Origin of the sequence: Kitasatospora sp. NPDC047058 (genome assembly GCF_040643935.1) — a bacterium.
Lineage (GTDB): Bacteria > Actinomycetota > Actinomycetes > Streptomycetales > Streptomycetaceae > Kitasatospora.
In genome coordinates, this window is sequence record NZ_JBEYVJ010000788.1 from 1 (window position 1) to 1785 (window position 1785).

The window sequence follows — 1785 nt, forward strand, 5'->3', positions numbered from 1 at the left end:
CGTGCCCGGCGCCCCCGCGCCACCCGGCCGCGCCACCCCCTCGGGTGAGGACCGGGGACGCCCGCCGACCCGGACGGGGGACACCCGTCTCCGGCCTGGAGCGCCGCCCGACCCGAGGGGCGGGGTGGCACACCTCTACATCACACCCGGACGGCACTGGTTCGTAATGTGGCGGACCCTGGCGAAGCCTGGCGAATGCTCGCCTGGCACATGACGGAGCCTCTAGCCTCGAACCAGCCGAGGAACCTGGGGGCTTCACGTGAGCAAGGGGCCGAACACCCGACTCGCCGATCTGTTCGTCCTGACCGGATGGTCGAAGGGCGAGCTCGCGCGGCTGGTCAACCGGCGGGGTGCCGCGATGGGACAGCAGCAGCTGTCCACCGACACCTCGAGGGTACGGCGGTGGATCGAGCAGGGCGAGGTCCCGCGCGATCCGGTGCCGAGGGTGCTGGCAGCCGTGTTCACGGAGCGGCTCGGCCGTGTCGTCACCACTGAGGACCTCGGTCTGGAACGACACCGGCCCACCAGGACCGGAGCGGCGCAGCCCGCAGCACATCCATGGGAGCCGGATCGTACGGCCGCGGTCCTCACCGAGTTCACGGGAATGGACCTCATGCTGAACCGACGTGGATTGGTGGGCGCGGGTGCCGCGCTCACGGCCGGGGCGGTCGTCGCCGACTCCCTGAAGGGCTGGCTGGGCGGGGACGCGGTCGCGTACGCGGCCTCGGTACCCGGCCCGCGACCGGTGATCACGGGCCAGGGCGCCGCCCGGCCGGTGGTGGACGTGTACGACGCGGGCCCGGTGGGGCTCGACGAGGTGGAGGCGCTGGAGCGCTCGGTGCAGGTGTTCCGCGCCTGGGACGCCGCGCGCGGCGGCGGCCTGCAGCGCAAGGCGGTGGTGGGTCAGCTCAACGAGGTGGGAGGCCTGTTGACGCACCGCCACGACCCGCCGGTGGAACGGCGGTTGTGGCTGGTCGCGGCCAACCTCGCGGTGCTGGCCGGCTGGATGTCGCACGACGTCGGCCTGGAGCCGACCGCGCAGAAGTACTTCGTGATCGCCGCCGAGGCGGCCAAGGAGGCCGGCGACCGTCCGCGGGCGGGCGAGGCGATCTCGCGCGCCGCCCGGCAGATGGTCCACCTGGGCCGGGCCGACGACGCGCTCGACCTGATGTCCGCCGCGAAGGCCGGCGGCGGCCGGGTGCTGCCCAGAACGCGGGCGATGCTCAACACGGTGGAGGCCTGGGCGCACGCGTCGATCGGGCACTCCCAGGACACCTGGCGGCTGCTCGGCGAGGCCGAGGACCTGTTCGCCGAGGACGTCCCCGAGGCGCCGCCGTCCTGGATGCAGGTCTTCGACGAGGCCGAGCTGCGCGGGATGCAGGCGCTGGTGCTGCGCACCCTCGCCGAGCACGATCCGGCGGCGGCGCCGCAGGCGCGGAAGCACGCCGAGCGGGTGATCACGCTGCGGGAGGGCACCGGGCAGCTGCGGTCGGCACTGTTCGACCGGATCACCCTGGCCTCGGTGCACTGGCTCACCGGGGAGCCGGACGCGGCGGAGTTCCAGGCCAAGATGGTGATGAACCTGATCGGCCAGAACTCCTCGCACCGGACGTGGGACCGGCTGCGCGAGATGTACCGGCTGACCGCCCGCTACCGGGGGGTGCCGGTGGTGGACGAGCTCCGCGCGGAGCTGGGACGCGAGCTGCGGAGGGCGGACGCCACGAACCGGCCCAGGCTCGCCTGAGCGGGCGGCCGCCGGTCCGGGCCGGCGCGCGGCCGGGGGCG

The 1785-nt window shown here is 74.2% G+C and carries 1 protein-coding gene; it reads left to right on the plus strand.

Going from position 1 to position 1785, the window contains the following annotated elements; translation table 11 throughout:
* Window positions 1-259: 259 nt before the first annotated feature.
* On the plus strand, window positions 260-1744 hold the full coding sequence (locus tag ABZ885_RS40505; RefSeq protein WP_360200119.1) for a hypothetical protein: 1485 nt from the start codon (window positions 260-262) through the stop codon (window positions 1742-1744).
* Window positions 1745-1785: the final 41 nt, after the last annotated feature.